We start from the raw sequence: 26,875 nt of genomic DNA on the forward strand, positions 1-26,875 counted from the left end.
AGGCCAGGGAAAATCGGGATAATGGCGGCCGCGTTCCTCGATGAGAGGGCGCCGGAGAATCACGCCGCATGAACATCACCTTCTACGCCCATGCGAGCTTCCGGCTGGAGACGCCGGAGGTGAGCATCGTCACCGACCCCTATACGCCCGGGGTTTCCGGCTTCTCCCCCATCGATGAGGCGGCCGACCTCGTCATCATGAGTTCCGCGACCGACCGCTTCCACTCGGACCCCAGCCATGTGCGGGGCGAGCCCCTCGTGGTGAATGCGCTGCTGGACGTGCCGGAGGAGGGGACCACCATACGCGGCGTGCCCATCCGCGCCTTCCCCACCAGCGAGAGCCTGACCTTCGACTACGGCCGGGACCCCGATGCCAATGCGATGTATCTCCTCACGGTCGGCGGCGTGCGGGTGCTGCACATGGGCGATGTCGGCAATCCCGTCGCCCCCGCCGTGCTGAAATCCCTGGCCGGGCAGGTGGATGTGCTGCTGGCCCTGGCCGGCGCCCATGCCACCATCGCGCTGGAGGATCTGGACGAGATGATCGCGGCCATCGATCCGCGCATCGTCATCCCCATGCATTACTGGCATCCGCGCGGCGTGCTGGGGATCGAGCCGGTGGAACGGTTCCTGGAGCGGCAGCCGGAGGAGGCGGTCATCCGCCACGGCGCCACCACCCTGACGGTCGAGCCCGGCCAACTGCCGGAGAGCCGGCGGATCATCGTGCTGGACCAGGCCCGCTAGGGTGACGATCCAATAAGGGCTGGAATGGGTGGAGAGCGGACATCGCTGCGTCGCCTCTATGAGATCACCCAGCGATACAGGACGTCCGGCTCACCTTCCTCATTCCTGGAACCATCAGTTTCCCTCACGGCAACGAAGCCGCGCCGTTCATAGAACCGGCGTGCAGCGTTGTTGCGCTGGAATGTCCAGAGTAGCAGGCTGTCAGCCTTTGACTTCGCGACTTCGAGAAGAGCGGTACCGATGCCCTTACCCTGCGCACCTGGCAGAACGTAGAACTGGTCAATCCAGTCTTGGCGGAACGCGATTATGCCCACCAGAGTGTCGTTCTCGAGTGCGCCCCAGACCGAGCATCCCGGGAACACGCGTTGTCGATAAAACCATCGATCTTCAGCAGGAGTGTGAAGCCCTGTCAGCCAAGGCAAGCGTTCGTCGAACGATGCTCGGTGGACATTGGCAGCGGCGTCCATCTCGTCCAATCCGAGTTGCCGCAACTGGACCCGTTTCATAGGCAGGTTCCCTGAGCGCAGGATCTACTCCCTACGTACGTCAGTGAATGACCGCAAAGGGTCGATAGCAGTCGCCGCCAATCGGGTTTTCACCCAATGGCATCGCCGTCATCCGGTCAGGCGTTTCCACCTGACCGGCGCCGGCCCTGGTCCGCTCAGCCCGGCAGGGTCACGGGCTGGTTCTTCTCCGGCAGCAGCACGCGGGCGCGCTGGTCGCCCATGGCTTCCATGAAGGCGTCGGGCGACTGCTGCAGCGGCGGGAAGGTGCCGAAGTGGCAGGGGATGACGGTCCGCGCCTGCGGCAGGAAGCGGTTCACCGCCATCGCCGCCACACGGGGTCCCATGGTGAAGCGGTCGCCGATCGGGGTGATGACGACGTCGGGCGCGTAGATCTCACCGATCAGCGCCATGTCGGAGAAGATGTCGGTATCGCCCATGTGATAGACGGTGGGCTCCCCCGCCGCCTTGGGCGTCACCACCACGCCGTTCGGCAGGCCCAGCGCCTGCGACACGCCCGCCTCGTCGATCTGGCCGGAGGAATGGAAGGCGATGGTGAGGGCCACGGAGAATTCCCCCAGGTCCACGGCGCCGCCGGTATTCAGGGCCTCCATCCGCTCCAGCCCGTGGCGGGCCAGCCACATGCAGAGGTCGAAATTCGCCACCACCGGCGCGCCGGTGCGGCGGGAGATGGCGACGGCATCCCCCACATGGTCCGCATGCCCATGCGTCAGCACGACATGCGTCACGCCGGCGGCGGCAGCTTCCGCATCGCCGGTGAAGGACGGGTTCCCGGTGAGGAAAGGGTCGATCAGCACGACGGACTGGCCGAATTCCAGGCGATAGGCCGAATGGCCGAACCAGGTCAGTTTCATGGGCTGGCTGCTCCAGATCGTGGGCGGCGCGGGCGGCGCCACGCGCGGCGTCCGATACTAGCCGATATGGCGGCCGCCTTCAGCCCCGGCGTCCCCGCCCCGCCCGGTCAGAGCCCGGCGAAGCGGCGCACCACATTCTCCAGCATCCGGGAGACGGGGCCGTCGAAGGCCGTGCCGTTCCACAGGCTGCCGCAGAAGGTGATGGAGCCGACGGCGAAGACCGCGCCGCCGCCCGGAAGCTCGAAGATGATGATCTCCGCCCGCTTCAGCGCCTCCGGGCTTTCCCCCGTGACGGTCGCGATATGGGAGAGCAGCTCCTCCGGCACCGTGACGAAGGAGGCCGGCGGCTGCTCGGACCGCGCCAGGATCACGGTTCCCGGCGGTGTGCCCAGGCGCGGGTCGGCGCGGTCCAGCTCGAACCCCGCCGCGCCGCCGCCGGAGAGCCCGTAATCGCCGATGACCTCGGGCACGCCTTCGAAGATCCAGGCATGGCGGGGGTCCTCGGAGGCTGGCAGGCGGCGGTAGAAGGTGCCCTCGAACAATCCCTGCGCGCTGAAGCCGAGGCCGACCAGCGCCTGGGGCGGCCGGCGGTTGCGCCGCCACAGCCCGCCCAGCGCGCCGTCGAGCTGGTGGTAGTATTCGCCGGCCTCCGCCGCCCAGGCGCGGATTCCGCCCTCGGCGCGGCGGATCTCGATGACATGCGGACGGGCGGGGTCGCGCGCGATGCGCCAGTAGAAGCCGTTGCCGCCGAGGTAGCACAGCTTGCCGCCATGGTCCCGGTAGTCCGTCAGCGCATCCAGCATCCGCCCCGTGTGATACTCGGGGTGGGAGCCGGTCAGGACGGTGCGGTAGGGGGAGAGCAGGGCCTCGCCCTCGTCGTCCAGATCCTCGTCGGTGACGATGTCGAATGGGATGCCGCGCGCTTCCAGCCAGGCGAGCAGGTGGGAATCGGCGGGATAGTGCCGCAGGCCCGAGCCCTTCGCGTCGTTGAAGGTCAGAAAGCCCGGCCGCATCGTCAGGATCGGCCGCAGCCGGGAGGAGAGCGAGATGCCGCTGCCATCGGGGTGGCAGTTATAGGTGGAATGGCCGAATGCCGTAACGTCGTCGGGATTGTAGGGATAGGCGCCCCAGGCGGCGACGCGCTCCCTGTAGGCGGCATCGGCATTGCCGCGCGCGTGGTTGGCATAGGCCTGGTAGGTGAAGGTGGAGGCCAGGAAGGCGACCGGCGCATGCGGCCCCTCGCGGCGCGGCAGGATGTAGAAGGGCAGCCAGTCCTCGCCATCCTCGCAGGTGAGGTGGAAGGCATAGGCGCCGCTGCGCATCTCCTCCGGCACCTCGAAGGCGAAGGAGGGCGCCCAGCCGCAGTCGCTGAGGTCATCCGCGTGGAAATGGATGGCCGCATATTCGGCGGGGGCGTGGCGCCAGCAGGTTTCCGCCCCCGTCCAGGTGGCGCCGACCACCCCGCGCGTGGGGAGGTTGACCAGGCTGCCATGCAGCGCATCGGGGCCGGTATCCGTGACCTGCTCGGTCATGATGCCGATCGAGAAGTCCCAGCGGGCGCGCAGGCTTTCCGCCGGGGCGGGAAGGCGGAGGGGGTCTGGCCAGGCCTCGATGAAACCCGCCACCACCAGCGGGTCCTCGATCTTGCCGGTGAAATGGTCCCGGGGCGGCGCCGCATCGCGCGCGGCGAAGCTGATGGCGGCGACGGGCGCGGCCTTCCCCGCCGGGGTCTGTGCCGTGACGGCCGCGCCGCCCGGCTCGCCCAGCGGCGCCTGCCCCAGCACCGCCCGCCCCGTGGCCGGGTCATGCGACAGCCAGAGGCGGTACCAGACGGCCGCCCGCAAGGGGGCCTCCGTCCGCAGCCGGGTGACGGTGCCGCCGAAGGCGATCTCGGCCTCGGCCCCTTCCGCCCCGGCACGGATCACGATGCCATCCGCCCCGCCCCCGGCGGCCAGGACGGTGGCCGCGGGCAGTTCCGCCAGCAACTGCACCAGCACGGCCCAGCAGCGGGCCTGCCCGGCCTCCAGATGCGGACCACCCCGCACCAGCCCCCAGGAGCCCAGCCGCACGGGCTGGTGCCGGCCTTCGAAGCGGTGGTCGAAGGCCCCGGGCACGGGCCGCAGGTCCAGGCCCGGCCCCGCCGGGTTGGGATCGGCCGAGACCACCCGCACCACCCGCGCGCGGCAGGGGCCGGGGCGGCGCAGGCTGACATGCGCGGTGATCTTCTCGCCCGGGCGGCGGGAGAGACGGTCGAGATAGCCCGTGACGGGCGGCAGCATCCCCGTCATGCCCGGCGCAGGTTCCAGGGCACGGGGCGCGGTCCTTCCAGCACCCCCGTCAGCGACTTGCGATAGGCGGTGCGGATGAAGAACTGCCCGAGCGGCACGGTGGGCACGTCGCGGAAGGCAAGCTGCTGCATCTCGTCGCCGATCCGCATGCGCTCCTCCTCCGTCGGGACGGAGAGCCAGCGTTCGTTCATGGCTTCCATCTCCTTGCTCTCATACCAGCCGGTCCAGCCGCCATCGCCCTGGCCGCGGATCAGCGGGTTCTGGCCGGGCGTGACGATGCCCATGCCGCTCCACCAGACCGGGAAGATGTTCCATCCGCCCTCCGTGGGCGGCTTGCGCTGGACGATGCGGCCGAGGACGCTGCCCCAGTCCATCGAGACCAGCTCGGTATCGAAGCCGATGCGGGTCAGCAGGTCATGCGCGATCAGCCCGAAGGGCGCGATGGAGGCGAAGTCGGATGGGTTGAGGAGGATCACCTTCTCCCCCGCATAGCCGCTTTCCTTCAGCAGCGCGCGGGCACGGTCCAGATTCGCCTCCGCCATCGGGTTGGGCGAGGAGGCGCGGCCATAGGGCGTGGTGCAGGGGAAGAAGGAGTGGCAGACGTTGTAGGCCGTCTCGTCGCTGTTCGTCACCGCGCCCATGAAGTCGGGCTGGTCGATGGCGGCGAGCACGGCCTGCCGCGCCTTCACGTTGTTGAAGGGCGGATGCAGATGGTTGAAGCGCAGCACGCCCATGTAGCCGGCCGGGTCGCCATTCGCGATGGCGATGTCGCGGTTGCGGCGCAGCAGCGGGATCAGGTCGGCGCCCACCTGCTCCCACCAGTCCACCTCGCCGGCCTGGAGGGCGGCGGCGGCGGTCGCCTGGTCCGGCATCATCACCCATTCGACGCGGTCGAAATGCACGACCTTGCCGCCGGAGGTCCATTCCGGCGCCTCCTGCCGGGGCACATAGCGGTCGAACTTCCGGTAGGCGGCGCGGCTGCCGGGGACGAATTCATCGGCGGCGAAGCGATAGGGGCCGGAGCCGATGATCTCGGTGAAGGGCTTCGTGGCTTCGGTATTGCCGATGCGCTCCGGCATGATGAAGGCCGGGCATGTGCCGGCCTTGGCCAGCGCGTCCAGCAGCAGCGGGAAGGGGCGGGAGAGCTGGATGACCAGCGTGCGGTCGTCCGGCGTCTTCCATTCGGCGACGGCATTGCCCAGCGTGCGGCCGAAGGTGTCGCGGCTGCACCAGCGGCGCAGGCTGGCGGCGCAGTCGCGGGAGCGCACCGGCTCCCCGTCATGGAAGAACAGGCCCTCGCGCAGGCGGATGGTCCAGGTCAGGCCGTCGTCGGAGGTCGTGTGCCCCTCGGCCATCTGCGGCTTCACGCGCATCTGCGCGTCGATGCCGTAGAGCGTGTCATAGACATAGTAGCTGTGGTTCACGGCTACGCCGGCGAGCGAGGCGACGGGGTCCGTGATGGAGAGCGCGGCCTGCGGCACGAAGCGCAGCACGCGCGGGTCGGTGCGCTGGGCGCGCGAGAGGGATGGCGCCGCGAGCGTGGCACCCCCGAGCAGGAGCGCGCCGCGGCGCGTGATCGTCTGACGCATAGCCTGTTCCCTTGTCTGGTTGGACTAGCGGATTACGCCGTCGGCGCGCAGCTCGGATGCATAGTCATCCAGAACGGCGCTGAGTTTCCCTGCGAGAATGTCGACCTCTTCCGCCGTGATGGTCAATGGCGGAGACACCATCAGCCAGTCGCCATAGGCCCCGCGCGAGGTGCGGCGGCAGTAGAGCGCCAGCCCGCGCCGCAGGGCGAGCTGTTTCACCCGCTCCGGCGCCACCTTCTCCAGCGGGATCATCTGCCTGGTCTGCCGGTCCGCGACCAGCTCCACGGCCATCAGCAGGCCCTGGCCGCGCACATCGCCGATGATGGGGCTTTCCGCTGCCAGCGCATCCAGCCGCTGCCGCAGCAATGCGCCCATCCGGGCGGCATTGCCGACCAGGTCGGCCTCCTCGATCTCCCGCAGCACCGCCGCGCCCACGGCGCAGCTCATCACATGCGCGTTGTAGGTGAAGCCATGCATGAAGCCGCCGGATTCGGCCAGCACCCGCACCATCTCGGCGGAGACCAGGGCGGCGCCCAGCGGCGCGTAGCCGGCGGAAAGTCCCTTGGCCAGCACGGCGATGTCGGGCCGCGCATCCGGCCAGTGGTCGGCGGCCAGGAAGCGGCCGGTGCGCCCGGCGCCGCTCATCACCTCGTCGAAGATCAGCTTCACGCCATGGCGCGTGCAGATCTCCCGCACCGCTGCGTAATAGGAATCCGGTGCCACCAGCGCGCCGGTCGCGAGGCCGCCGACCGGCTCCATGATGAAGGCCAGCACCGTCTCAGGCCCCTCGCGCAGGATGGCTTCCTCCAGCGCGGCGGCACAGGCGCGGGCATGGCTTTCCACGGTGTGGTTGGGCGGCAGGCGGTAGCTCAGCGGCGCCGGCACGCGCGGCACCGCACGCATCATCGGCCCGAAGACCTCATGCGCGTGCTCATCGCCGGAGACGGAGAGGGCGCCGAGCGTATTGCCGTGATAGCCCGGCTGCCGCCCGATCACCTTCCAGCGCGAGGCCTCGCCGGTCGCGACGGCATATTGGCGCGCGAATTTGATGGCGCTTTCCACCGCCTCCGACCCGCCGGAGACGATGAAGGCGCGGTCGAGGCCCGGCCCCGCGAGGCGGCCGAGGCGCTCGGCGAATTCCAGGTTGGCCTCGCTCTCGAACTGGCTGGGATAGGCGAAGACCGCCTTGCGAGCCTGCGCCTCCATCGCCGCGAGGATGCGCGGATGGCCGTGGCCGAGATTGCTCGCGACCGGGCCGGAGGAGGCGTCGAGATAGCGGTTGCCATCGGTGTCGATCAGCCAGATGCCCTCGCCCCGCGCGATGCGTGGCAGGCGGGGCGCGCCGGGCGGCCGCGTGAAGGCCTGCAGGCCGAAGCCGATCTCTGGAGAAGTCCGCGCGGCGTCCATGGAAGTCCGTCCCCCAATCCTGCTCCGGTCCACGTTGAGTTGATCGCAGTCTTGAGCACCGCGCAAGAGACTTCCTCGCGGGCTGTGCTTTTGATATGAACCCGTCAGCGCGTGGGACTTCGGAAGGTCAGGAACCGCTTGGCACAGAAGCCTGGACCACGGTCCCGCCCCGCCCGCGCGGCGCCGGTTGCCGTGGGGCTGAGCCGCGAGGCGATCCTGGCCGCGGCCCTCGACGAGATCGACAGCAAGGGCCTGGCCGGCTTCAGCCTCCGTGGCCTGGCGCGGTCGCTCGGCGTCAATGGCAGCGTGATCGTCTGGCATGTCGGCAACCGCGACACCGTAATCGCGGAAGTCGTCAGGCTGGTGCTGCGGGACAGCGTGCCGCCCCGCCTGCCCGGACAATCCTGGCAGGACTGGCTGCGGAGCCTCTTCTCCCGCTTTCGCGACGCGGTGCGGCGCCACCCCAACACGGCGCCGCTGATCGGGGCCGATACCGTCGCCAACCTCCGCCCCGACCTCGCCCTGGTCGAGGCCGTGCTCTCCGTGCTGGTGGAGGCGGGGGTGCCGGATGAGCGCCTCTGCGAGACCTACAACGCGATCCAGGCGGCGCTCGTCGGCTTCGTGACGCAGGAGCTGGCGCGGATGCCGACGGAGGACCTGCCCTCCTGGCAGTCCAGCATCCAGGCCAATCTGGCGACGGTGGACACCGCGCGCTTTCCCCATGTCGCCCGGCTCCTGCCGCGCCTGACGAACCGTGCCTTCGTCCTGCGCTGGCAGAATGGCGCGGCCGCGCCGATGGACAGCAGCTTCGAGACCTTCGTGGACCTCATCCTGGCGGGGCTGGAGGCGTCGCTCCCCCGCGCGGGCAACCGGGGCGCCACGGGGGCGTTGACAAAGTCCTGATTTGGGCATAGTCCAGATGCGGATGAAGGAGGCAGTCATGCCGAGGGCTCTCGATGCCGTGCGCCGGCCCGTCGACCAGGGGCCCGGCCGCCTGGACCGGAGCCGCTTCCTGCCGGAGAACCGGCGGCGCCTGAGCGCGCCGGCGATGCGGACCTTCCTGGCCATCGCCGATCTCTGGGGGCTCGATGAGGCCCATCGCCTCCTGATCCTCGGCTGCCCCGCCCGCTCGACCTTCCATAAATGGGCCAAGACGGCGCGGGAGCATGGCGACCTCACCCTGGATGTGGACACCCTGACCCGCATCTCCGCGATCTTCGGCATCCACCAGGCCCTGGGCGTCCTGCACGGCACGGAGCGGGACGGGATCGCCTGGCTGCGGACCCCCCACCGCGCCACCCTCTTCGGCGGCAGGCCGCCGATCGACCTCGTCACCAGCGGCACGCAGGACGGGCTCATGGCCGTCCGGCGCTTCCTCGACGCCGCGCGGGGCGGCATCTACATGGAGCCGGTGGAGGCCCTGGACCGGAATTTCCGCCCCTACCGGGACGAGGACCTCGTCATCTCTTGAGCGACGTCTTCTCGGCGGCGCCGTCCCCCTCCCACCGGCTGATCCCCTCCCGCTTCCCGCCCATCGGGCTCTTCGACACCGTGGCCACGGCCGCCGATGCCGAGGCGGTCATGGAACTCGCGGGCTGGACCAATGACCGCCTGGTGGAGGAGCGCCTGTGGCGGCTCCCTCAGGAGGAATGGGTCTATGGGCGGGCGAATTCCAGCGTCGTGATGGCGTCCTTCCTGCACGTCCCGCCCGGGGGGGCGCGCTTCAACGGCCCGGATCTCGGCGCCTGGTATGCCGCGGCCGCACTGCCGACGGCGGCCTTCGAGGTCGCCCACCACCTGCGCCGCGAGGCCGTGGCGACCGGCGCCGCCGTGCTGGAGCGCGACTACCGCGCCTATACGGCCGGGCTCGCGGGCTCCTACCTCGATATCCGTGGCCAGCAGGCGGAGCGGGCCGGCGCCTACGACCCCGCCAGCTACGCCGCCTCGCAGGCGCTGGGGGAGGGCATCCGCGCCTCCGGCGGCGCGGGCATCATCTATAACAGTGTGCGGCACGCCGGCGGCGTCAACATCGCCGCCCTCCGGCCGCGCAACATCCTCCGCGTCACCCAGGCCGACCACTGGCGCCTGAGCGTCGAGGCCGCGTCCCCCCGCATCCGGCTCGCGAGGCTGGGCGGGCGGTGAGGCGATGCGGCCGCGTGACGGCTGCCTGAAACCCGCATGCCCCAGGCGCTTGCCACCTCTCCACCGCTCCTCTAGAGGATGGGCGCCGGTTTCCGAGAGGAACTAACAGGGAATCCGCCCGAGGCCCGTGAGGGCCGAGGAAACGGAACTGCCCCCGCAACTGTAGGCGGCGAGCCCGATCCGAACACGCCACTGGGAGCCATCCCGGGAAGGCCGGATGGAGCGTTGACCCGCCAGTCAGGAGACCTGCCGGCTTGTGCAACTGACTGACCGGCGGGGTGTCCGGGGAGGATGTCGATGTTCTGTTCGCACCGCATGTCATGGCGGTCCGCTTTCGCGCGCCAGCGCCGCCGCAGGCCTGCGCCATGGCCTCTCCATCTCCGGCCGTCATCCCTGGCCGGACATGGAAGAATGACCATGATGCTGTCGCGCCTCGCCCTCCTGGTGGCGGGCCTCGGCCTGCCGCTCTCCGCCGCCTGGGCGGAGCCCACGCGCTATCCCCTGACGGTGGAGAATTGCGGCCACACGCTGCGCTTCGAGGCCGCGCCGCACAACGTCGTCACCATCGGCCAGTCCGCGACCGAGATCCTCTATGCCCTGGGCGCGGGCGACCGCATGGCCGGCACGGCGCTGTGGTTCAACGACGTGCTGCCGGAGTTCCGCGCGCAGAACGACAGGGTTCCGCGCCTGGACAACAACGCCCCCAGCTTCGAATCCGTCATCAACAAGCGCCCGGGTCTGGTGGCCACGCAGTTCGAGTGGATGATCGGCCCGCAGGGCGTGGTCGGCACGCGCGAGCAGTTCCATGAGCTCGGCGCGGCCACCTACATCATGCCCGCCGACTGCGAGGGCAAGAACAACCTGGTGGGCGCCGACGGCACCCGCACCGCGCCCTTCAGCACGGAGGCGCTCTACAAGGGCATCGCGCAGCTCGCGGAGATCTTCGACCGGCAGGACCGGGGCGCGGCGCTGGTGGCCGGGCTGCGGAAGCGGGAGGAAGCGGCGGTCGCGCGCGCGAAGTCGCTGAACCTGCCGGATGCCTCGGCGGTCTTCTGGTTCTCCTCCGCCGACCTGGACCTGGACCCCTATATGGCGGGCCAGAAGGGCATCCCGGGCTACATGATGCGCACGCTCGGCCTGCGGAACGTGGTGCAGTCGGATGAGGAATGGCCGACCGTGGGGTGGGAGACCATCGCCCGCGCCAACCCCTCCGTCATCGTCATCGCCCGCATGGACCGCCGCCGCTTCCCGGCCGATGACTTCGAGAAGAAGCTGGCCTTCCTGAAGTCCGACCCGGTGACGCGGGAGATGGAGGCGGTGAGGAACAACCGCATCGTCATCATCGACGCCCATGCCATGCAGGCCACCATCCGCCTGGTGGACGGGCTGGAGGCGCTGACCGAAGCCATGGCCAAGCTGCGCCCGTGACTGCCGGGCTCGCTCGCCTGCTGGGCAGGCTGGCATTGCACGGCGCCTGGATCGCGGCGGTGCTCGCCGCCGCCATCCTCGCCGGCATCTGCATCGGCGAGACGGCGATCCCCCCCGGCGTGGTCTTCCAGGCACTGGCCAACAAGCTGTTCGGCGCCGGCTATCCCCTCGACCGGATCGACGAGGGCATCGTCTGGAACTACCGGCTGACGCGCGCCATCGTCGCGGCCTGCTGCGGCGCGGGGCTGGCGGTCTCGGGCGTCATCCTGCAGGCGCTGCTGCGGAACGCGCTGGCCGATCCCTATCTGCTGGGCATCTCCGCCGGCGCCTCCACCGGCGCGGTGCTGGTGACGGTGGCAGGGCTGGGGGCGGGGGCGGTGTCGCTTTCCCTCGGCGCCTTCGGCGGCTCGCTGGCCGCCTTCCTGCTGGTGGCCCTGCTGGCCCATGCCTCGGGCGGCGGGGTGGGGCTGCGCGGGGCCGGGCAGATCGTGCTGGCGGGCATCGCCGGTTCCCAGCTCTTCAACGCATTGACGGCCTTCATCATCACCCGCTCCGCCAGTGCCGAGCAGGCGCGCGGCATCATGTTCTGGCTGCTCGGCAACCTCAGCGGCGCGCGCTGGGACAATGTGGGCATGGCGGTGCCGGTGGCACTGGCTGTCACGCTCATCTGCCTGTGGCAGGCGCGGGCGCTGGATGCCTTCACCTTCGGCACGGATTCCGCCATCTCCCTCGGCGTGCCGGTGCGGCGGGTACAGGCGCTGCTGATCCTCGCCGCCTCCCTGGCCACGGCGGTGATGGTCAGCATCGTCGGCTCCATCGGCTTCGTCGGGCTGGTGGTGCCGCATGCGGCGCGCTTCATCACGGGCGTGCGGCATGTCCGGCTGGTGCCGGCGGCGGCGCTGATGGGCGCCATCTTCCTGATCGCGGCGGATGTCATCTCGCGCATCGCCGTGAAGGGGCAGGTGCTGCCGATCGGCGTCATCACCGCGCTGGTGGGCGCGCCGGTCTTCGCGCTGATCCTGGTGCGGCGGAGGCCGGCCCGATGAGGCTCCGCGCGGAGAATCTCAGCTCGTCGGCGCGCGGCGTGCCCATCCTGCGCGGGGTCAGCCTGGAGGTGGCGGCGGGAGAGACGCTGGGGCTGATCGGCCCCAACGGCTCCGGCAAGTCCACGCTGATGCGCCTGCTCTCCGGCGTGCTGAAGCCCGATGGCGGCGAGGTGCATCTGGACGCCCAGCCCATGGCGCGGATGACCCGGCGGCGGGTGGCGCAACTGCTGGCCCTGGTGGAGCAGCAGGCGGAGACCGCCGACCGCATCACGGTGCGCGACGCGGTGGAGCTGGGGCGCACGCCCTGGCTGTCCGCGCTGCGGCCCTGGTCGGCCGAGGACGACGCCATCGTGGCGGAGGCCCTGGCGGTGGTGGAGATGTCCGGCTTCGCCGGGCGCGACTGGGCGACGCTCTCGGGCGGGGAACGCCAGCGCGTGCATATCGCCCGCGCGCTGGCGCAGCGCCCGCGCATCCTGCTGCTGGACGAGCCGACCAACCACCTCGACATCCACCACCAGCTCGCCATCCTGCGGCTGGTCGCGGAACTGCCGGTGACCACCGTCATCGCGCTGCACGACCTCAACCAGGCCATGGGCTGCGACCGGCTGGGCGTGCTGCACCGTGGCCGGCTGGTCGCGGCCGGCCTGCCGCGCGAGGTGCTGACGCCGGACCTGCTGCGCGACGTCTTCGGCGTCCGCGCCTCCTTCCTCACCGATCCCGCCGATGGCGCGCGGATCATCCGCTTCCACGCGGTATCCTGAAAGAATGCCGATGCGACTGCTGCTTCTGCCCCTGCTGCTCCTCGCCACGACCGCGCATGCCGAGGTGCATGAGGTGAGGATGCTGAACCGCAATGCCACCGGCGGGATGGTCTACGAGCCGGACTACCTGCGCCTGCAACCCGGCGACCGCGTGAAGTTCGTCGCCACGCATGTGACGCATAACGCCGCCACCATCCCGGCGATGCTGCCGGAGGGCGCCGCGCCCTTCAAAACCCGCATCAACGAGGAAATCGAGATCGCCTTCGATGCCCCCGGCTTCTATGGCATCCAGTGCATCCCGCACTACGCCATGGGCATGGTGATGCTGGTGCAGGTGGGGGACCGGCCCGCCGATGCCGCCGTCATCCCCGCGACGCTGCCGGCGCGCGTGAAGCAGCGCTTTGGCGAGATCATCGCCCGCGCCATGGCGGAGTAGCGCCCTCAGCCACCGCCCGCGGGCCTGGCGCAGGACAGCACGAAGCTGTTCCAGATGCCGACGCGCAGCTTCTGCCGCAGCGGCGCGCCCCGCCGCTGTGCCGCGTGCGGGCCGCGCGGGCGCTCCAGACGGAAATCGGTGAAGCCTGCTTCCTCCAGCATCCGGCGCAGCGGCTCCGGCCGCAGGCCGTCGCGGAAGAAGACCTGCCGCTGGATGGCCTCATGCGCCGCCATGTCCACCGCCGGCCCCGTGGCGCCCTGGCGCGCGGCCAGCCAGTCGGACAGCATGAGCCGGAGGCGCCCGGTGCGGGAGAGCCGTACATAGTCGCCATCCGCGATCACCACGCGCCCGCCGGGGCGCAGCACCCGGTACCAGTCCCGGAAGGCCGCCGCCGGGTCCACCAATGTCCAGACCAGATGGCGGCTGACCACGGCGTCGTAATGGTTGTCCGGCTCTCGCGTCTCCTCGGCATCGCCCAGGAAGAGGCGCAGCCCCGGCGCGCCGGCATGCTTGGCGCGGGCGCGCAGCAGCATGGCCTCGGTCAGATCCAGACCCGTCACCTCGCAGCCCATGCCCAGCAGCACGCGGGTGACTTCCCCGGTGCCGAAGGCGAGTTCCAGCACGCGCCGGGCATCGGCGCCCATATGGGCGCGCAGCAGCGCGGCCCAGGCATCGCGCTCCCCGGCGGTCTTCATGCCGTGGCCGGGGGAGAGGTCGAAGGTCTCGGCGCGGCGGGTCCAGTATTCCCGGATCTCGTCCTTCAGGGTGAAGTTGGCGCCTTGCATGGGGCAGGACATCCCCTGGTGGCCGGCGCCTGTCAATCCACAGCCCGCGCCTGCGCTTCTATCGCGGAATGCAACTTACATGACTTGATTTTGCGTTACGCGTTAAATACGACTGGAGGGGCGCTCCTCGCTTATGAGGCGTAGAACGGATACCTCTCCCATGAAGAAGCTGGCTGGTGCAGCCCTCGCGGTTCTCTCACTTGGCGCGGCCATGCCGGCCCAGGCGCAGAATCCGCTGTCGGGCGTGAATCTGGAACTGGGCGTGACGGGCGGCACGCTGGGCATCGGCCCGGAACTGAACATCAAGCCGCAGTCATGGCCCCTGGGCCTCCGCCTGAACTACACCACCTTCGATTTCGACCGTGACTTCAGCGTCAACGGGGTCAACTACAACGGCACGCTGGACCTCTCCTCCTTCGGCGCCACGCTGGACTTCTATCCTTTCCGGACCGGCTTCCGGGTGAGCGCGGGCCTTCGCTACAGCGATGACTCGGTCGACCTGACGGGCCACACGGAACGGAACTTCCGCTACAAGGGCACCACCATCGCGGGCTCCGATCTCGGCACGCTGTATGGCGATGTCACCTACAACAAGATCAAGCCCTATCTCGGCCTGGGCTACACCTATGCCTTCCTGGGCGGCCGCCTGCCGGTGTCGCTCGATGTCGGCGCCACCTATCTCGGCAACCCGGATGTCAATCTGCGTGCCGATGCCGGTGCTCCGGCGATTGCCGCCGCCTATGTGGAGAGCAAGCGCCACGACCTGGAGCGCAAGATGGACAACTACAAGTTCTATCCGGTAATCCAGCTTTCCATCGCCTACCGCTTCTGACATACCGCTTCTGACACGGGGCACGGGAAAGCCTGGCGGGTCATCCTGGCGGGCCTTCCGCGCGTCATCCTCACCTGCCGCCGGCTTCCCCGGCCTCGGGCTGTCCCGGCGCCGCCGGAGGTCGCATATTGCCCGGCATGCTTCCTGACTGGACGAACCCCTTGCCGTGACCACCACCGCGCGGCACCCGCGCATGGCGAACCGGATGATCACCGAGGCACCAGCCGCCTTGCCTATCCGGCTGTTCAGCGAGGGCTGTCAGCCTACACAGATTAGTGTGCCAAATCCAAAATCGCGCTTGCTATGTGGAACCTCGGGTCGGACGAGTTTTGCGCGTGCCGATTTGCCTTGGGAAATGCCGTTTCTATCCCGTCCTTGATACTTTCCGGCCACGCATTGAAAATCGCCTTGACCACTTCGACATATGCGATGTCCGCTGTATCGAGTGCTTTCAACAAAAGATTACCCGGTGTTGCGTGCGCAGCTGTCAAGAGGGTAATTTTTTCTTCGTCGTTGAAGCCTAGATTTTTCAAAGCCTTTAGATATTCCACAAAAACTTTAGAATTCCCTGACTGCGCGGCAAAACTCAGTCCTGAGGAAGATCGGTTCATCAGCCGGTCGACCGTGGTACGAGGGACTTCAAGTTCCGCCAGGATCTTGGCACAGGCGGCCACGGCTTCAGCCTGATTATGTACCAGTGCCTCGTAAAGCATCTCTCGTTCTGCCAGATCAGCGAATTTTCCGTTGCGATCATTCTCATCGAGGGTTCTCCAGCGCCCGCCGATGTCCTGGATCAGGGATGGATAGCCGTCGGACAGGGCACGCGCGAAGATCGTTTCGTCGCTCTCTTCGAGAAGGTATTTTTTGTCCGGGCATTCCAGGGCAACATCGCTGATCGCGTTGATAAGCTTGCACCCGACATTGGGGTCTGTTGCAGTCAGGTTTGCCCAATCGGGAAAGAAGCTGCTGAGATTCTTCTTCAGCAGCACATCTGCGGTCTTTACTTTGATAAAATTATCATCGTTGGTGATGTTCGGATCGTAAGTGGTGATGAAGATCGGCCCGCCGGCATTGCTGATGTCCACCGAGACGGCCATGACGTGCGTCCCGGTGGTCAACAGGATCTTGGTGTATAGGTGTCCTTTCTTTTGCATCGTGTGGACCAGATCACACATGTAGTCCCCGATGCGATCTTCCGACATGAGTTTCCTCAGTGGATGCGCCGATCGAGCCATGTACTGGTAGAATTCCTTTTCGTCTTTATCGAAGGTGGATTCACCATCGGCGCTCTGTCCGTTGAAGTGCTTCGCAATCGATTCGGTGGATGACGCGACGTTCTTGAGGAATTCTTCTGCGCCTAAATTCAGGTAGGATACAGCAAGAGTCCTGCAAGTAATTGCTTCACCATCTGTTGTTTCAGCCTTGCCATTTAGAGGTTGTTATGGACCTGCGGCCAGTTGAGCAGCCTGCTTGAGCATGATGCACGTGAAGGCGACGAGGTGCAGGTCGGCAAGGGTGCTGGCATAGCGCTCATAGTCCTTCACCAAACGGCGGAAGCGAGTAGCCCAAGCAAAGGAGCGTTCCACCACCCAGCGTCGCGGCAGCAGCACAAAGCCGCGCTTGGCCTCCGGCAGCTTGATCACCTCCAACTCGATGCCATGCGCCTTGGCAGCGTCGGCCGCCTTCTGGCCGGTATAGCCCTGGTCGACATAGGCCAGATCGACGCTCTGGCCCGTCGAGGCCTGCACGGCTTGGGCAAGCCGCCCAACCTCAGCGCGGTCGTCGGCACTGGCAGGCGTAACGTGCAGCGCCAGCAGATGCCCCAGCGTGTCCACCGCCAGGTGCAGCTTGGAACCCTTCTTGCGCTTGGCGCCATCGTAGCCCGCCCGCTCGCCGCTCTCTGGCGTGGAGCGCAAGGTCCGGCTGTCCAGGATGGCAGCGGTGGGCTGCGCCTTCCGTCCGGCAGCTAGCCGCAGCACGGTGCGGAGGTCCTCGGCCAGTGCCTCGAAGCAGCCTGCCGTCAGCCAGCGCTGCGTCTGCTGGTACACCGCCGCCCAGGGTGGCAGGTCATTCGGCATCCAGCGCCAGGGCGCGCCGGTCTTCACCACGTAGCGCAAGCCGTTGAACACTTCGCGCAGGGGATGCTCCCGCTGCCCAGCCTGCTCCGGCAAGAGCGTCAGATAGGGCGCGACCAGCGCCCATTCTTCATCAGATACATCGGATGGATACGGCTTGCGGGAACTCATGCCCCGCAACCTGGTCGTTACCAGCCCAGAGGTCCATAACAACCTCTAGGTTTACCATCTCCGCCGGGCTCCATCCACTCCTCCATTTATGCCGGTCGCTGTTATCCCGGGCGGCGCCCCGGCCCTCAGGCTGGGCCGACTGCCCGCCGTCGGCTGGAGCATGATCCGGCCCGGTATCGTGATCCGCGGATGGGCCTGGCTGTAAATCTGCTGGATGCGCCGGCGGTGCGTCCCTGTGCGTGACATCATCCGGATCAGCGGCGTCATCCACCGTTCCCGGAATTTCCATCGGCTGGGTTGCAAGCGGCTGCAAATCGATCAACGGCTGCGATTCCCCTGAATCTCCGGCATCATCCGGCCCTTTTTTGCCGATGCAGCAGGCTTCCTGAAACCAGGCGGCAAAAGGGATACCCAGAATCTCACTGATCCTCGTTTGTCGAGGACCCAGCTAGCAGACCATCCGCGGCGGGCGGGTATGCGGAATGGTGATGCCGCGAATGCCTCCCCGCGCGCCGCCTGCTCTCAGGCCGGGACGAGGCGCGCGCGGCTGCGCAGCAGCAGCATCGCCACGATCAGCACATTCGCCGCGTTCCAGACCATGCCGTTCAGGAAGGCGGCGGCATAGCTGCCCGTGGCGTCGAAGATGACGCCGGAGAGCCAGCCGCCCAGCGCCATGCCAACCAGCGTCGCCGTCAGCACGATGCCCACCCGCGTCCCGATCTCGGAGGCCGGGAAGTTCTCCCGCACGATAACGGCATAGGAGGGCACGATGCCGCCCTGCACCAGCCCGAAGAGCGCCGAGAGCATGTAGAGCGAGGCCAGCCCGTCGAAGAACAGGAACAGCGACAGCGACATCCCCTGCAGCACCGCCCCCAGCATCAGCGTCCGCAGCCCGCCGATGCGGTCGGCAAGCAGGCCCGAGGCGAGGCGGGAGACGATGCCGCAGGCCAGCATCAGGGACAGCATCTCCGCCCCCCGCGCCACGCCGTAGCCGAGGTCGCCGCAATAGGCGACGATATGCACCTGCGGCATCGCCATGGCGACGCAGCAGGCCACCCCGGCCGTGGAGAGGATGAGCGTCAGCCCGTTGCGCGAGAGGCCGAGCGGCCTGGCCTGGCCCTCGTCGCCCGCCAGCCTGCCGCCCTGCGAGCCTGGCGCCCGCGCGCGCAGCAACAGTGCCAGCGGCAGCATCGTCACCAGCAGGATGGCGCCGATGGCGACATGGGCCATGCGCCATCCATAGGCTCCCATCAGCCAGGTCAGGATGGGCGGCCAGACGGCGCCCGCCAGGTAGTTGCCGGAGGCCGCCAGGGCCACCGCGATCCCGCGCCGCCGCCGGAACCAGAGCGATGCATCGGCCACCAGCGGCGAGAAGGAGGCGGAGGCGCCGAACATGCCGATCAACAGCCCCTGCGCCAGGGTGAAGACGGTGAGGCTCGGCGCCATCCCCGCCAGCACATAGCCGGCGCAGAGCACCAGGATCGCGCCGAGCAGCGGCTTCATGACGCCGAAGCGGTCCGTGAGGCGCCCCATCAGGATTCCGCCCGCGCCGAAGCCGAGCATGGTGATCGTATAGGGCAGGGACGCCGCGCCGCGCGTGACGCCGAATTCGGCCTGCACGGCCGGCAGCGCCACGATGACGGACCACATCCCCGCCCCGCCGAGCGTGGAGAGCGCGACGATGGCGCAGAGGCGGATCCAGGCGGCGCGGGAATCCAGCAGCTGCTCGCCGGTCATGCCGCGGACCCGAAGCGCACGAAATCGGACAAGGGCGCGCGTTCCGTCTCCAGGCGGTTGGCAGGCTCCTCCGGGTCCGCCCGGCCGAGCGCCATGCCGCAGACGAGGACCTCGCCCTCCGGGATGCCGAGATGGGCACGCAGCACGTCATGGTGCTCGCAGAAGGCCGCCTGCGGGCAGGTATCCAGCCCGAAGCCACGGGCCGCGAGCATGATGGATTGCAGGAACATCCCGTAGTCGAGCCAGGAGCCCTGTTCCAGGTCGCGGTCGATGGTGAAGACCAGCCCGACCGGCGCGCCGAAGAAGTCGAAGTTGCGCGCGCGCTGCGCCTGCCCGGCGGCATGGTCGCCCCTGGCGACGCCGGCCAGCGCATAGAGGTCCCAGCCCACCTTGCGGCGGCGCGAGAGGTAGGGCTCACGCCAGTTGCGGGGGTAGTACTGGTATTCGCGCGGCGGCATGGCGCCCGCGGCATTGGCCGCGCGCAGGGCGGCGGAAAGCCGCGCCTTCTCCTCGCCCTGCGTGACCCGCACCTTCCAGGGCTGGATATTGGAGCCGGAGGGCGCCCGCGCCGCGATGGTCAGGATGGCCTCGATGGTGGCGCGCGGCACGGGGTCGGGCAGGAAGCCGCGCAGGCTGCGGCGCGTGGCCATCGCCTCGAATACGTCCATGCCCGGCGTTCCCCTCCAGAGATGAGCGTCCCGTCACAGGCACGCGGTAGCAGTCTGGCCCAGGGATGGGGGGCGCGCCAGATGGGGGCGGCGGGCCGGGCGCGGTAATTCCTGCGCGACCCGTATGCAGCCATGGCCAAGCCTGCGCGTTGACTCCGCGCAACCGGACTGAGGGGGGACGCTGTGGGGGTGCTGATCGAGCAAGCCGGCGGCTGCATCCGCGGCGGCGTTCTGGAGCCTCCAGAGCACGCCATTCCACCCGCCTGACGGAAGCGGATGCCCCGCCGCCGTCAATTCCGGCCGGGACGGCCATGAACCTCCCGGCCGCACCGCCGGCCTCCGGGGCTGGAAGGCCCGGCGTGGCGCGCCGGGACCTGCTCGGCTGCCTCGGCCTCGCGCTGGCGGCGCGGGGCGGGACGGCGGCGGGCCAGGGCCTGCCCGGTGCGACTGCCATGCTGACGCCGGAGAATGTCGGCGCCCTCCGGCCCGCCTTCACCTTCCGCACGGACCAGCCCGGCAGGCCCGTTGCCGCGCCGCTGGTCGCCGGGAACCGGCTGTTCCTGCTGACGCCCTTCCCGCACAGCCTCTATGCCATCGACCTCGCGCCCGGCGACCCCGTGGCCTGGCAGTACAGGCCGGAGGTGGATGGCCGTGCCGCCGGTCTGGCGGAAGGGGCCGGGCAGGGCGGCATGACCCTGATCGATGGCATGCTCTACCTGAACACGCTCGACGGCCGCAGCATCGCCCTCGACGCGGCGAGCGGCGCGGTGGCCTGGACGGCGCGGGTGGCCGACCCGGCGCGGGGCGAGACCCTCGCCGCCGCGCCGCTGGTGGCCGGCGGGCGCGTGTTCCTGGGCAATGCGGGGGACCGCTTCGGCGCGCGCGGATGGATCGCGGCGCTGGACCGGGCCACCGGGCGATTGCTCTGGCGGCGCCACAGCACCGGGCCGGACGCGGAGGTCGGCATCGGCCCGGATTTCCGCCCCACCGACCCGGCGGATGCGGCGGCGGAGCGGGGCACCGCCACCTGGCCGCCCGCTGCTTGGCAGCATGGCGGCGGCGGCGTCTCCGGCCCCATCCTCTGGGACGCGGATTCCGGCCTGATCTTCCATGGCACCGGCGCCCCGGCCCCCTGGAACCCCGAGCAGCGCCAGGGCGACAACCGCTGGACCTCCGGCCTCTTCGCGCGGGACGCCGCGACCGGCGCCGCCCGCTGGTTCGTGCCGCTGAACCCGCATGACCTCTACGGGCTGGGCGGGCAGGCGCCGGCCCTGCTGCTGGACCGTCCCTGGCAGGGCACCCCGCGCCGCCTGCTGGCGCATCCCGGCGCCAATGGCCATCTCTATGTGCTGGACCGGGAGAAAGGGGAGATCCTCTCCGCCGAACCCTTCGTGCCGGTGAATGCCACGGCGGGCGTGGAGCTGCGGACCGGCGCGCTGTCCCGCAACCCGGAGAAGGGAATCCGGCGCGGCGGCACCACGCGGCACATCTGCCCGGCCAGCCCCGGCGCGGTCACGGGCGCCTCCGCCTTCCTGGCCTCCACCGGCCTCCTCTACATCCCGGCCCGCCGCCTCTGCATGGACATGGAGGCGCGGAACGCCAACTTCATGCCGGGCACAGGCTTCACTGGCGCCAATCTGCGCGCCCGGCCCGATGGCGAGGCCCCTCCCGGCCTGCTGGTGGCCTGGGAGCCGGAAGGCGCGCGCCCGGCCTGGACGGCGCAGGAACCCTTTCCGCTGGAGGCGGATGTGCTGGCCACCGAGGGCGGGCTGGTCTTCCACGGCACGCCGGACGGGCTGCTGAAGGCGCGCGATGCCCGGACCGGCGCGGAGCTCTGGCGCTTCCAGGCGGATGCACCGGTCACCAGCCGGCCGCTGGCCTTCACCGGGCCGGACGGGCGGCCCTGGCTGGCGGTGCTGGCGGGGTCGGACCAGCCGGCGGCGGAGACCGACATGCGCGACGCGACGGCGGCGGGCGGCCTGGCCAATGTGCTGCAGCGCCTGCCGCCGCCGCGCGACCCGGCCGTCACCCTGCATGTGTTCCGGCTGCCATGACGCGGCATCTCGCCTGGGCGCTGGCCCTGCTCTCCCTGGCCGGCTGCAAGCGGGAGGCACGGCAGACGCGGCTGGACCCGCCGGTGGCCGAGGCGCTGGACCAGGTGCGCGTCATGCCCAATGGCATCAGCGGCCGGCCCGCCCCGGTGATCGCGGCCATGGGCGAGCCCTATGACGGCAATGCCTACCAGATCGCGCAGGGCAAGCGGCTCTATGAATGGTTCAACTGCCAGGGCTGCCACGCCGATGGCGGCGGCGCCTCCGGCCCCGCGCTGATGAATGGCTGGTGGCGCTATGGGCCGGACCCCGTCTCCGTCTTCCTCTCCATCCGCGACGGGCGGCCCAACGGCATGCCCGCCTTCCGGGACCGGCTGACCACGGAGCAGATCTGGCAGCTCACCGGTTATGTCCGGATGCTCGGCACCACCTCCATCAGCCTCGCGGCCCCAGGCCGCAACGACGCCATGCAGTCCCGCCCGGCCGAGAACCGCGCCCCCGCCATGCTGCCGCCCGGCCCGCCCCCGAGCCGATGACGACGCACCGCATCCCGCGCGCGATCGCCTCCCTGGCGCCGCTCCTGTCCTGCGCCGGCTGCTCGGGCTGGCAATCCGTCCTGGCGCCCGGGGCCGATGCGGCGCAGCGGCTGGACGGGCTTTTCTGGCTCTTCACCATCACCTGCGCCGCCGTCTGGGCAGCCGTCATGCTGGTGCTGGCCGCGGCCCTCTGGCGCCGCCGCAGGCAGGAGGACCGGCGGGCGGAAGGGCGCGCGGGATTCTTCGTCGGCGCGGCGGTCGCGGCCACGGTCCTGATCGTCTCGGGCCTGACGCTGGCGAGCTACTTCACCACGCGTGGCATCGCGGCGGACCCGCCCGATGCGCTGGTGGTGCGCCTGCGCGGCTACCAGTGGTGGTGGGAAGTCACCTATGCGGACCCCGCGCCGGACCGTGCCTTCGTCACGGCCAACGAGCTGCGCCTGCCGCTGGGCCGCCCGGTGCGGCTGGAACTGGCGGCGGCGGATGTCATCCATTCCTTCTGGGTGCCCAACCTGGCCGGCAAGCAGGACATGATTCCCGGACGCGACAATACGCTGGTCTTCACGCCGCACCAGGCTGGCACCTTCCGCGCCCAATGCGCCGAGTTCTGCGGCCTGCAGCATGCCCGGATGGCGCTGCGCGTGGTGGTCGAGCCGCCCGAGGCCTTCGAGCGCTGGCGCGAGACCCAGCTCGCCGAGGCCACACCGCCCCGCACGCCCGAGGAAGAGGCCGGCCGGCGCGTGCTGGAGGAGAAGGCCTGCGCCGCCTGCCATACCGTGCGCGGCACCGCCGCCGCCGGCACGCTGGGGCCCGACCTGACGCATGTGGGCGGGCGGCAGACCATCGCGGCGGGCATGCTGCCCACCACGCGCGGCAGCCTGGCGGCCTGGATCGCCGACCCGCAGACCATCAAGCCCGGCAACAACATGCCGATGGTGCCGCTGACGGCCGGGGAGCTGCATGCCGTCTCCGCCTATCTGACGAGCCTGAAATGACGGCGGTGGAGGAGGACCGCGACCTGCGCGACAGCGCCATCGGCCCGGCGCAGCTGGAGGAGCGGCTGGCGCATACCTGGCGCACGCCCGGCGGGCTGCGGGGCATCTTCTCCGCCGTCGATCACAAGATCATCGGCCGCCGCTACATCATCACCGCCTTCGCCTTCCTGGTGCTGGGCGGCGTGCTGGCCCTGCTGATGCGCCTGCAACTGGCGCGGCCCGAGGCGCGTGTGCTCTCGCCCGACCTGTACAACCAGATCTTCACCATCCACGGCGCGAACATGATGTTCCTCTTCGCCGTGCCGGTGATGGAGGCCATGGCCGTCTACCTGCTGCCGCTGATGATCGGCACGCGCAACATCGCCTTCCCCCGCCTCGGCGCCTTCTCCTACTGGGTCTATCTCTTCGGCGGCATCATGCTCTGGGGCGCCTTCATCCTGCAGGCGGGGCCGGATGTCGGGTGGTTCGCCTATGTGCCGCTCTCCGGCCCGCAATTCGCCGCCGGCAAGCGCGCCGATATCTGGGCGCAGATGATCACCTTCACCGAGATCTCGGCGCTGGCCGTGGCGGTGGAGATCGTGGTGACCGTGCTGAAGCAGCGCGCGCCGGGCATGTCGCTGGACCGCATCCCGCTGCTGGTCTGGGCGCTGCTGGTGACGGCCTTCATGATCATCATGGCCATGCCGGCGGTGGTGACGGCCAGCTCCATGCTGATCCTGGACCGGCTGGTGGGCACGCATTTCTTCAACCCGGCCGAGGGCGGGGACGTGCTGCTGTGGCAGCACCTCTTCTGGTTCTTCGGCCATCCGGAGGTCTACATCATCTTCATCCCGGCGGTGGGCATGATCTCCTCCATGCTGCCGGCCTTCGTGCGGCGGCCGGTCTTCGGCTACTTGCCGCTGGTGATGGCGCTGCTGTCGATGGGGCTGCTCGCCTTCGGGCTCTGGGTGCACCACATGTTCACCACCGGCCTGCCGCGGCTGGGGGAGAGCTTCTTCACCGCCTCCTCCATGGCCATCGCCGTGCCGGCGGGGGTGCAGGTCTTCTGCTGGCTGGCCACCATCTGGCTCGGGCGCCCGGTCTTCCGCGTGCCTTTCCTGTTCATCCTGGCCTTCTTCTTCACCTTCGTGCTGGGTGGGCTGACCGGCGTGATGGTGGCCTCCGTGCCGCTCGATACCCAGGTGCACGACACCTATTTCGTCGTCGCCCATTTCCACTACGTGCTGGTGGGCGGCGCCGTCTTCCCGCTGCTGGGCGGCGTCTACTACTGGTTCCCCAAGATCACGGGCCGGATGATGAGCGAGCGCATCGGCCGCTGGGTGGTGGCGCTGCTGTTCCTGGGCTTCAACTTCACCTTCTTCCCCATGCATATCCTGGGGCTGCAGGGCATGACGCGGCGCATCTACACCTACCCGGCCGAGATGGGCTGGGGCGGCATGAACCTCTTCGTCAGCCTGATGTCGGTGGTGCTGGCGGCGGGCTTCCTGTTGTTCTTCATCGATGCCTTCCGCGCGGCCCGCCACGGCCCGCCGGCCGGCGACAACCCCTGGGACGCGCCGACGCTGGAATGGGCCACCTCCTCCCCCCCGCCGCCCTACAACTTCGCCCGCATCCCCGTCGTCACCGGCCCCAGCCCCCTCTGGGACGAGCGGGAGGCGCTGCCGGTGGCCGAGGGCCTCAGCATCCACCGGCGGGAGCTGCTGATCACCAGCATGGGAGAGGCGAGGCCCGAGGCGCGGGAGACCTCGCCGCAGAATTCGGTCTGGCCCTTCTGGGCCGCCGTGGCCACCAGCCTGCTGCTGGTCGGTTCCATCTTCACGCCCTGGGCGGTGGTCTGGGGCGCCATCCCCGTGGCCGTGGCGCTGATCGGCTGGTTCTGGCCGCGCGGCACGCCGGAGGATGATGCATGAGGCACAGGGTCGTCGCCGATCTCTCCGCCCTGCCGCTGCACGGCTCCGGCAGCGCCAGCGTGACATGGTGGGGCACGCTGGCCTTCATGCTGATCGAGGGCACGGGCTTCGCGCTCGTCATCGCCGTCTATCTCTACCTCGCCAGCATCGCGCCGCACTGGCCCATCGGCGCGCCGCCGCCGGACCCCTGGCCCGGCACCATCCTCCTGCTGATCCTGTTGGCCAGCGTTGTGCCGAACCGGATGGTCTCCCGCTGGGCGGAGCGGGAAGACCTGCGGCGCGTGCGGATCGGGATGGTCGTCATGTCAGTGGTCGGGCTGCTGCCGCTGGTGGTCCGCATCTATGAATTCGGCGCGCTGAACGTCTCCTGGGACAGCAATGCCTATGGCTCCATCCTCTGGGTGCTGCTGGGGCTGCATACCGCGCATATCCTGACCGACGTGGCCGATACGCTGGTGCTCTGCGCCGTCATGTTCACCCGCCATGGCGACAACAAGCGCCGCTTCGGCGATGTGCGGGACAATGCGCTCTACTGGTATTTCGTGGTGCTGACCTGGCTGCCGATCTATGCCTGCATCTACCTGGTGCCACGGCTATGAACGACCAGGCCCGCCTGCCGCGCCGCCTGCTGCCCTGGGCGGGCTTCCTCCCGGGGCCGGTGGCCTGGCTGGTGAACACGCAGCTCGGCCAGATCCTGCCCTATGCGGAATGCGGCGGCGGCTTCCGCGCCAGCATCCTGGTCTCCTTCCTCGGCGCCGGGCTTTCCCTGCTGGGCGCCTTCCTCTCCTGGCGCGGCGCGCAGCCGCCGGGCGCCTCCCGCTTCGTCGGCGGGGTGGGGGCATGCTTCGGCCTCGTCATCGCCTTCGCGCTGCTGTTGCAGGGGGCCGCCGCCATGGTGCTGAGCGGATGCGAGCGCTGACGCGCCTCCTCCCCACGCTGCTGCTGCTGTCGCTGCCCGCGTCCGCATGGGCGCATGGTGGCCATGACCATGGCGAGGTGCCGCGCTGGACCTTCGACCCCTGGGTTTCCGGGCCGCTGCTGGCCTCGCTGCTGCTCTATCTCGGCGGCACGCTGCGGCTGTGGCGCCATGCCGGCTTCGGCCGAGGCATCGGCCTGGCGCGGCTGGCCGCCTATCTGGCGGGGTGGCTCTCCCTGGCCGGGGCGCTGCTGTCGCCGCTGCACTGGTTCGGGGAGCGCCTCTTCACCCTGCACATGGTGGAGCATGAGATCGTCATGGCCGTGGCGGCGCCGCTGCTGGTCCTGGCGCGGCCGGGCGGCGCCTTTGCCTGGGCGCTGCCGGCGCGGCTGCGGCGGCCGGTCTGGCGGGCGGGACGGGCATGGCCGCTGCGCCACGCCTGGCTGCTGCTCTCCGCCCCGCTGGCGGCGACGGTGCTGCACGGCCTGGCCATCTGGGTCTGGCATGTGCCGGTGCTGTTCGACGCGACGGTGCAGCATGTGGGCGTGCACCGGCTGCAACACCTCAGCTTCCTCCTCTCCGCCCTGCTGTTCTGGTGGGCGCTGCTGCGGCGGTGCCAGCCCGGCGAGGCCGCCATCCACACCGTGCTGACCATGATGCATACGGGGCTGCTCGGCACCATCATGACCTTCGCGCCCCGCGTGCTCTACAGCGCGCAGACCGCCCGCTCCGGCCTCTGGGGGCTGACGCCGCTGGAGGACCAGCAACTGGCCGGGCTGATCATGTGGGTGCCGGCGGGCACCGTCTATGCCGGCGCCGCGCTGGCCTTCCTGGCATTGTGGATCCGCCGCTCGGGCCGGGCATGGAGGGCAGGCGATGCGCCCGGTGCCCTCTAGGCGCGCGTTGCGGGGATTGCTGGCGCTGCTGCTGGGCTGGGCGGCCTGGCGGGCGGACGGGGTGTCGCGCGCCGTCCGGGGCAAG

The 26,875-nt window shown here is 69.6% G+C and carries 26 protein-coding genes and 1 riboswitch; of the genes, 16 read left to right on the forward strand and 10 right to left on the reverse strand.

The features are described from left to right. Window positions 1–68: 68 nt before the first annotated feature. Window positions 69–743: an MBL fold metallo-hydrolase gene (locus tag IAI58_RS18975; RefSeq protein WP_207447741.1), complete on the forward strand. Its 675-nt coding sequence runs from the start codon at window positions 69–71 to the stop codon at window positions 741–743. 56 nt (window positions 744–799) lie between these two features. On the opposite strand, the gene IAI58_RS18980 is transcribed toward IAI58_RS18975, so the two are convergent. The 5 genes from IAI58_RS18980 to IAI58_RS19000 form a co-directional block, all read right to left on the reverse strand. Further along, window positions 800–1,249, reverse strand: a complete 450-nt coding sequence (locus IAI58_RS18980) for a GNAT family N-acetyltransferase (RefSeq protein ID WP_207447744.1) — start codon at window positions 1,247–1,249, stop codon at window positions 800–802. Window positions 1,250–1,404: 155 nt separating this feature from the next. Then, window positions 1,405–2,121 (reverse strand): metal-dependent hydrolase, encoded by a 717-nt coding sequence (locus tag IAI58_RS18985; RefSeq protein ID WP_207447745.1) that lies wholly within the window; start codon window positions 2,119–2,121, stop codon window positions 1,405–1,407. Window positions 2,122–2,228: 107 nt separating this feature from the next. Continuing rightward, window positions 2,229–4,409, reverse strand: a complete 2,181-nt coding sequence (locus IAI58_RS18990; protein WP_237182446.1) for a N,N-dimethylformamidase beta subunit family domain-containing protein — start codon at window positions 4,407–4,409, stop codon at window positions 2,229–2,231. Further along, window positions 4,406–5,998 carry an ABC transporter substrate-binding protein gene (locus tag IAI58_RS18995; protein ID WP_207447746.1) on the reverse strand — a complete coding sequence of 531 codons (1,593 nt, stop codon included), beginning with the start codon at window positions 5,996–5,998 and terminating at the stop codon, window positions 4,406–4,408. The genes IAI58_RS18990 and IAI58_RS18995 overlap by 4 nt, the downstream gene beginning before the upstream one ends. 24 nt (window positions 5,999–6,022) lie before the next feature. After that, window positions 6,023–7,405 (reverse strand): aminotransferase family protein, encoded by a 1,383-nt coding sequence (locus tag IAI58_RS19000; protein ID WP_207447747.1) that lies wholly within the window; start codon window positions 7,403–7,405, stop codon window positions 6,023–6,025. 138 nt (window positions 7,406–7,543) lie between these two features. Here IAI58_RS19000 and IAI58_RS19005 point away from each other — a divergent pair, with 138 nt between their 5' ends. From IAI58_RS19005 to IAI58_RS19035, 7 genes are all read left to right on the forward strand, one after another. Continuing rightward, on the forward strand, window positions 7,544–8,308 hold the full coding sequence (locus IAI58_RS19005) for a TetR/AcrR family transcriptional regulator C-terminal domain-containing protein (RefSeq protein WP_207447748.1): 765 nt from the start codon (window positions 7,544–7,546) through the stop codon (window positions 8,306–8,308). Window positions 8,309–8,345: 37 nt separating this feature from the next. Beyond that, window positions 8,346–8,876, forward strand: coding sequence for an MbcA/ParS/Xre antitoxin family protein (locus tag IAI58_RS19010; protein ID WP_207447749.1), 531 nt, complete (start codon window positions 8,346–8,348; stop codon window positions 8,874–8,876). Further along, entirely contained in the window at window positions 8,873–9,547 is a 675-nt protein-coding gene (locus IAI58_RS19015) for an RES family NAD+ phosphorylase (protein WP_207447750.1), read from the forward strand. The genes IAI58_RS19010 and IAI58_RS19015 overlap by 4 nt, the downstream gene beginning before the upstream one ends. A 69-nt stretch (window positions 9,548–9,616) precedes the next feature. Further along, a riboswitch (cobalamin riboswitch) is annotated at window positions 9,617–9,815 on the forward strand. A 149-nt stretch (window positions 9,816–9,964) separates the two neighbouring features. Beyond that, complete coding sequence (locus IAI58_RS19020) at window positions 9,965–10,975, forward strand: ABC transporter substrate-binding protein (RefSeq protein WP_208776272.1); 1,011 nt, start codon at window positions 9,965–9,967, stop codon at window positions 10,973–10,975. Window positions 10,976–10,992: 17 nt separating this feature from the next. After that, on the forward strand, window positions 10,993–12,021 hold the full coding sequence (locus IAI58_RS19025) for a FecCD family ABC transporter permease (protein WP_208776271.1): 1,029 nt from the start codon (window positions 10,993–10,995) through the stop codon (window positions 12,019–12,021). Then, window positions 12,018–12,782, forward strand: a complete 765-nt coding sequence (locus tag IAI58_RS19030; RefSeq protein ID WP_207447755.1) for an ABC transporter ATP-binding protein — start codon at window positions 12,018–12,020, stop codon at window positions 12,780–12,782. The genes IAI58_RS19025 and IAI58_RS19030 overlap by 4 nt, the downstream gene beginning before the upstream one ends. Before the next feature lie 4 nt (window positions 12,783–12,786). Further along, window positions 12,787–13,218 carry a pseudoazurin gene (locus tag IAI58_RS19035; RefSeq protein ID WP_208776190.1) on the forward strand — a complete coding sequence of 144 codons (432 nt, stop codon included), beginning with the start codon at window positions 12,787–12,789 and terminating at the stop codon, window positions 13,216–13,218. A 5-nt stretch (window positions 13,219–13,223) separates the two neighbouring features. Here the strand turns inward: IAI58_RS19035 and IAI58_RS19040 are convergent, their stop codons facing one another. Continuing rightward, window positions 13,224–14,003, reverse strand: coding sequence for a class I SAM-dependent methyltransferase (locus IAI58_RS19040; RefSeq protein ID WP_207447760.1), 780 nt, complete (start codon window positions 14,001–14,003; stop codon window positions 13,224–13,226). 160 nt (window positions 14,004–14,163) lie between these two features. Between IAI58_RS19040 and IAI58_RS19045 the strand changes: the two genes are divergently transcribed. Continuing rightward, window positions 14,164–14,835 carry a hypothetical protein gene (locus IAI58_RS19045; protein ID WP_207447762.1) on the forward strand — a complete coding sequence of 224 codons (672 nt, stop codon included), beginning with the start codon at window positions 14,164–14,166 and terminating at the stop codon, window positions 14,833–14,835. Between the two features lie 272 nt (window positions 14,836–15,107). Here the strand turns inward: IAI58_RS19045 and IAI58_RS19050 are convergent, their stop codons facing one another. From IAI58_RS19050 to IAI58_RS19065, 4 genes are all read right to left on the reverse strand, one after another. After that, entirely contained in the window at window positions 15,108–16,232 is a 1,125-nt protein-coding gene (locus IAI58_RS19050; RefSeq protein ID WP_208776273.1) for a ShET2/EspL2 family type III secretion system effector toxin, read from the reverse strand. A gap of 42 nt (window positions 16,233–16,274) precedes the next feature. Next, window positions 16,275–17,081: an IS5 family transposase gene (locus IAI58_RS19055; RefSeq protein WP_208775912.1), complete on the reverse strand. Its 807-nt coding sequence runs from the start codon at window positions 17,079–17,081 to the stop codon at window positions 16,275–16,277. Between the two features lie 522 nt (window positions 17,082–17,603). Next, window positions 17,604–18,818, reverse strand: coding sequence for an MFS transporter (locus IAI58_RS19060; RefSeq protein ID WP_207447766.1), 1,215 nt, complete (start codon window positions 18,816–18,818; stop codon window positions 17,604–17,606). Next, window positions 18,815–19,486, reverse strand: coding sequence for a nitroreductase (locus tag IAI58_RS19065; protein WP_208776191.1), 672 nt, complete (start codon window positions 19,484–19,486; stop codon window positions 18,815–18,817). Before IAI58_RS19065 ends, IAI58_RS19060 begins: the two co-directional genes overlap by 4 nt. A 359-nt stretch (window positions 19,487–19,845) precedes the next feature. On the opposite strand from IAI58_RS19065, the gene IAI58_RS19070 reads away from it, so the two are divergent. The 7 genes from IAI58_RS19070 to IAI58_RS19100 are packed head-to-tail and all read left to right on the forward strand — an operon-like array spanning window position 19,846 to window position 26,790. After that, window positions 19,846–21,540 carry an outer membrane protein assembly factor BamB family protein gene (locus tag IAI58_RS19070; RefSeq protein ID WP_207447768.1) on the forward strand — a complete coding sequence of 565 codons (1,695 nt, stop codon included), beginning with the start codon at window positions 19,846–19,848 and terminating at the stop codon, window positions 21,538–21,540. After that, entirely contained in the window at window positions 21,537–22,073 is a 537-nt protein-coding gene (locus tag IAI58_RS19075) for a c-type cytochrome (RefSeq protein ID WP_207447770.1), read from the forward strand. The genes IAI58_RS19070 and IAI58_RS19075 overlap by 4 nt, the downstream gene beginning before the upstream one ends. Further along, window positions 22,070–23,068 (forward strand): cytochrome c oxidase subunit II, encoded by a 999-nt coding sequence (gene coxB, locus IAI58_RS19080; protein ID WP_207447772.1) that lies wholly within the window; start codon window positions 22,070–22,072, stop codon window positions 23,066–23,068. Before IAI58_RS19075 ends, coxB begins: the two co-directional genes overlap by 4 nt. Further along, window positions 23,065–24,978: a cytochrome c oxidase subunit I gene (gene ctaD / locus IAI58_RS19085; RefSeq protein WP_207447774.1), complete on the forward strand. Its 1,914-nt coding sequence runs from the start codon at window positions 23,065–23,067 to the stop codon at window positions 24,976–24,978. The genes coxB and ctaD overlap by 4 nt, the downstream gene beginning before the upstream one ends. Further along, window positions 24,975–25,577: a cytochrome c oxidase subunit 3 gene (locus tag IAI58_RS19090; protein ID WP_208776192.1), complete on the forward strand. Its 603-nt coding sequence runs from the start codon at window positions 24,975–24,977 to the stop codon at window positions 25,575–25,577. Before ctaD ends, IAI58_RS19090 begins: the two co-directional genes overlap by 4 nt. Further along, entirely contained in the window at window positions 25,574–25,897 is a 324-nt protein-coding gene (locus IAI58_RS19095) for a hypothetical protein (protein ID WP_207447776.1), read from the forward strand. Before IAI58_RS19090 ends, IAI58_RS19095 begins: the two co-directional genes overlap by 4 nt. Further along, the gene (locus IAI58_RS19100; RefSeq protein ID WP_207447778.1) at window positions 25,885–26,790 is read left to right on the forward strand and encodes a cytochrome c oxidase assembly protein; all 906 of its coding nucleotides are present in this window, start codon (window positions 25,885–25,887) and stop codon (window positions 26,788–26,790) included. Before IAI58_RS19095 ends, IAI58_RS19100 begins: the two co-directional genes overlap by 13 nt. Window positions 26,791–26,875 lie beyond the last annotated feature (85 nt).

The organism is Roseomonas marmotae (assembly GCF_017654485.1).
Taxonomy (GTDB): Bacteria; Pseudomonadota; Alphaproteobacteria; order Acetobacterales; family Acetobacteraceae; genus Pseudoroseomonas; species Pseudoroseomonas marmotae.

Coding starts and splice junctions, on each gene's coding strand:
- ctaD (WP_207447774.1), top strand. CDS start 23,065: ATGACGGCGGTGGAGGAGGACCGCGACCTGCGCGACAGCGCCATCGGC.
- IAI58_RS18980 (WP_207447744.1), bottom strand. CDS start 1,249: ATGAAACGGGTCCAGTTGCGGCAACTCGGATTGGACGAGATGGACGCC.
- IAI58_RS19000 (WP_207447747.1), bottom strand. CDS start 7,405: ATGGACGCCGCGCGGACTTCTCCAGAGATCGGCTTCGGCCTGCAGGCC.
- IAI58_RS19035 (WP_208776190.1), top strand. CDS start 12,787: ATGCCGATGCGACTGCTGCTTCTGCCCCTGCTGCTCCTCGCCACGACC.
- IAI58_RS18985 (WP_207447745.1), bottom strand. CDS start 2,121: ATGAAACTGACCTGGTTCGGCCATTCGGCCTATCGCCTGGAATTCGGC.
- IAI58_RS19040 (WP_207447760.1), bottom strand. CDS start 14,003: ATGCAAGGCGCCAACTTCACCCTGAAGGACGAGATCCGGGAATACTGG.
- IAI58_RS19045 (WP_207447762.1), top strand. CDS start 14,164: ATGAAGAAGCTGGCTGGTGCAGCCCTCGCGGTTCTCTCACTTGGCGCG.
- IAI58_RS19065 (WP_208776191.1), bottom strand. CDS start 19,486: ATGGACGTATTCGAGGCGATGGCCACGCGCCGCAGCCTGCGCGGCTTC.
- IAI58_RS19020 (WP_208776272.1), top strand. CDS start 9,965: ATGATGCTGTCGCGCCTCGCCCTCCTGGTGGCGGGCCTCGGCCTGCCG.
- IAI58_RS19010 (WP_207447749.1), top strand. CDS start 8,346: ATGCCGAGGGCTCTCGATGCCGTGCGCCGGCCCGTCGACCAGGGGCCC.
- IAI58_RS18975 (WP_207447741.1), top strand. CDS start 69: ATGAACATCACCTTCTACGCCCATGCGAGCTTCCGGCTGGAGACGCCG.
- IAI58_RS18995 (WP_207447746.1), bottom strand. CDS start 5,998: ATGCGTCAGACGATCACGCGCCGCGGCGCGCTCCTGCTCGGGGGTGCC.
- IAI58_RS19055 (WP_208775912.1), bottom strand. CDS start 17,081: ATGAGTTCCCGCAAGCCGTATCCATCCGATGTATCTGATGAAGAATGG.
- IAI58_RS19095 (WP_207447776.1), top strand. CDS start 25,574: ATGAACGACCAGGCCCGCCTGCCGCGCCGCCTGCTGCCCTGGGCGGGC.
- coxB (WP_207447772.1), top strand. CDS start 22,070: ATGACGACGCACCGCATCCCGCGCGCGATCGCCTCCCTGGCGCCGCTC.
- IAI58_RS19075 (WP_207447770.1), top strand. CDS start 21,537: ATGACGCGGCATCTCGCCTGGGCGCTGGCCCTGCTCTCCCTGGCCGGC.
- IAI58_RS18990 (WP_237182446.1), bottom strand. CDS start 4,409: ATGACGGGGATGCTGCCGCCCGTCACGGGCTATCTCGACCGTCTCTCC.
- IAI58_RS19090 (WP_208776192.1), top strand. CDS start 24,975: ATGAGGCACAGGGTCGTCGCCGATCTCTCCGCCCTGCCGCTGCACGGC.
- IAI58_RS19060 (WP_207447766.1), bottom strand. CDS start 18,818: ATGACCGGCGAGCAGCTGCTGGATTCCCGCGCCGCCTGGATCCGCCTC.
- IAI58_RS19030 (WP_207447755.1), top strand. CDS start 12,018: ATGAGGCTCCGCGCGGAGAATCTCAGCTCGTCGGCGCGCGGCGTGCCC.
- IAI58_RS19100 (WP_207447778.1), top strand. CDS start 25,885: ATGCGAGCGCTGACGCGCCTCCTCCCCACGCTGCTGCTGCTGTCGCTG.